This window comes from Yokenella regensburgei (genome assembly GCF_051486985.1).
Classification (GTDB): Bacteria; Pseudomonadota; Gammaproteobacteria; order Enterobacterales; family Enterobacteriaceae; genus CBFFRJ01.
The window spans coordinates 1-2,533 of sequence record NZ_JAHVDV010000071.1; the positions used below are offsets into that span (position 1 = coordinate 1).

At 43.0% G+C, this 2,533-nt stretch carries 5 protein-coding genes and 1 pseudogene; 2 read left to right on the forward strand and 4 right to left on the reverse strand.

The annotated features are described in order from the left end of the window. Together KXR87_RS23320 and KXR87_RS23325 are read left to right on the forward strand one after the other, a co-directional pair. Nucleotides 1-449 (forward strand): hypothetical protein (locus KXR87_RS23320; protein WP_437434554.1); only part of this gene is annotated, 449 nt, incomplete at its 5' end. Next, nucleotides 368-593, forward strand: a pseudogene (locus KXR87_RS23325) (SymE family type I addiction module toxin); the annotation flags it as partial. The gene KXR87_RS23320 and the pseudogene KXR87_RS23325, both read left to right, overlap by 82 nt. A gap of 527 nt (nucleotides 594-1,120) precedes the next feature. On the opposite strand, the gene KXR87_RS23330 reads toward KXR87_RS23325, so the two are convergent. The 4 genes from KXR87_RS23330 to KXR87_RS23345 form a co-directional block, all read right to left on the reverse strand. Next, nucleotides 1,121-1,345 carry a hypothetical protein gene (locus KXR87_RS23330; RefSeq protein ID WP_437434555.1) on the reverse strand — a complete coding sequence of 75 codons (225 nt, stop codon included), beginning with the start codon at nucleotides 1,343-1,345 and terminating at the stop codon, nucleotides 1,121-1,123. After that, nucleotides 1,338-1,523: a hypothetical protein gene (locus tag KXR87_RS23335; RefSeq protein ID WP_437434556.1), complete on the reverse strand. Its 186-nt coding sequence runs from the start codon at nucleotides 1,521-1,523 to the stop codon at nucleotides 1,338-1,340. Before KXR87_RS23335 ends, KXR87_RS23330 begins: the two co-directional genes overlap by 8 nt. A 138-nt stretch (nucleotides 1,524-1,661) precedes the next feature. Next, nucleotides 1,662-1,964, reverse strand: coding sequence for a hypothetical protein (locus KXR87_RS23340; RefSeq protein WP_437434557.1), 303 nt, complete (start codon nucleotides 1,962-1,964; stop codon nucleotides 1,662-1,664). A gap of 2 nt (nucleotides 1,965-1,966) precedes the next feature. Next, nucleotides 1,967-2,533, reverse strand: a 567-nt coding sequence (locus KXR87_RS23345; protein ID WP_437434558.1) for an RHS repeat-associated core domain-containing protein, incomplete at its 5' end; no start/stop codon positions are given.

A 2,533-nucleotide genomic window follows, 5' to 3' on the forward strand; every position in this document is an offset into this window, starting at 1 on the left:
GCCGTCAGGCTGTTGACCATCGTGCCCCGGTGGGAGTCGGCCGTCATCGTCAGGTTGTACGCTTTGTCATACAGGTACTGGCGGTGCAGGGCACTGCTGTGCTGCTCTGCCAGCATCCCGGTCTGCGTCCAGCCCTGCCGCTGGTCAAACCCGGCGGCGCTGGCCCGGCGGATTTCCTGGCCGCGCAGGTCGTGTTCAACGGTCAGCGGGGCGTGGTCTGCTATCTGCCACGCTTTCAGCTCCCCCGTCAGACCACGGCTGAAATGCTCCGTGATACCGGCAGTGGTGCGCTGTGCGACATAATCCTGCTGCGCATCGTAACGGTACGCAGTCCGCCTGCCGTTGAGGGTTTCCGCCCAGCCCGGCTACCTGTTACTCACAAAGACCCGGCCTGCACTTTAAGAGCGACTGGCTGGCTGAGGCGGGTTTTGACACCGGGCGCGGCGTGACGGTGCGGATTTCGCGGGGTGCATCGTGCTGATCGCCGACGGCGACGAGTGCAGGAGCTGCGCGAGCAGCTTTACCAGGTGCTGCAGGTGGTTAAGGGGGCGGTTGTTAAGTGGATCGAACGGCGGCGAGTAAATAAAAAATAATCCGGGAAGATTTGAGAGGATCTTACCCGGCTATTGAAATTATGAAGTTGGTATTTCAACAGAAAAGTCAAAGCCTAATAACCCGGTTTCTTCATCACGTTGCTTAAATTTATCAGTAACAAAGACACGGCTAATATCTTCCTCGATTGAAAAAAAGATATTCATCGCTAATGTTTTCAGAAATAATAACAGGATTTTCTATCATTAATTCATTTGGATATTCACGATAAACAGATTTTTCTTTATCAAAGTAACCCGACAAGGGATTAGTGGGGTTTTACTCATAAAACCTTTTATTTTTACATTCGGTAATAACAGGAAAGTGCGGGTCTCTGGATATTAGGGATGACTTTTGGTATATTCAGTGCGCTCTCACTGGCAACCTGGAACCGCCATTCTCTTTCAGATATCTGACCTTAACATAATCAATGGTCAAGTAAACATATTAATATCATCAAGAGCATCTTCAGCTCTCGGTGATATAATCTAATTTGAACGTGCTATTTTGTTTTTTAAGAAAGGAATCACTATATCTTTATTTTTTTTCCATTTACCCTTTCTAAATGTCCCAAACAAGTCAAAGCTAATCCACTAATATCATCATCAGGATCATTTGCCATCCTCATTAGCTCTTCCCCAGCCCATTCCACATCACTTATATTATAGGAAATATAAAGAAGAGTTTTAGTTAGCTTGCTTGAATCACCAGAGTCAAGCAGTTTTTCTAGATGTAGTTTATTTTCATCAACCACAAATTTTTCCTTTTCTTGTTGTCTTGCCAGATTTGGTCAACGCAGGCTGCTGTTTTTTATCTAAAGCATCCCAATCACGTACGTACCCATGATATTCGTCAATATTATCTGTTAAAGCTCGGGTTTTATCTAATACAACAATTTCATTATTAGCAATATCAATACCAACTCCCGCCAACCCTAATAGTCAAGGACAGAGAGTCTACCCAACCAACAAATCACACTGTAGATTCCATTCATACATGTCTACAACTAATACATCATATCGTGATCTTCTGGTAACACCATTCTACTTCATAATAAAAGCTGAGAAATATCACACATTTTTCTGGCGATATATTATTTTCATTTCTTTATATCTGACAAAAAAATCACTTAATGCATCACTCTCATCCTGAGAGAACAGTAATATTATTTTATCCCAGGAATGACCATTTATTTCATAATAATCTTCAATGTAAGATTGAAAATTTGCAAAAACTTCCATATTAACAATGTCTTTAGGCTCTCTCATTTGCCAACCATCTAAAAACGCTTTTAGAGCTGATATAGTATGCCTGCTCAAATATAGAGCCGGTCTTTTTTCTATCATATCAATTAACTTAATAATATCATTCATAATCAAAACCTTGTAGAAGTAATTGCATACTCACCTGGGGAGTATAGATCGTTTAACCAGTCCTGGTATTTAATACCTGATGGATTCATATTATCAAAAACGGTATCACCTACTTTTATTGCCTCATGATGTCCATTGGTTGCTATATTCTTGCCTACATTATCGCTCCATACATTACCGAAAGCACCTTGTTTATTGTTAGTCTCAAGGATGAGATGTTCACCATTTACTCCTGCTTGTTGCATTTTGTTTTTTAGTGCATTTGCAAATTTATCACATTGAAAAAGCTGCTTAAACTTATCACTGATTGTTGTTGCAAGATTTCTTGTTTTCGCTATATCACAAACACTTAGTCCTAAAGGATCAACATAACCAAGCGGATTTGATACGTATGAGTACGGGTTGACCCCACCAGCTAAACCCACCGGGTCCGCGCTCAGATACTGCCCGGTATCGCAATCATAGTACCGGAAGCGGTTGTAGAACAACCCCGACTCGTCATCGTCGTACTGGCCGGGGAAGCGCAGGCGGCAGGTGGGGGCACCGTCTTTCTGGCGGCCTTCCTCCCG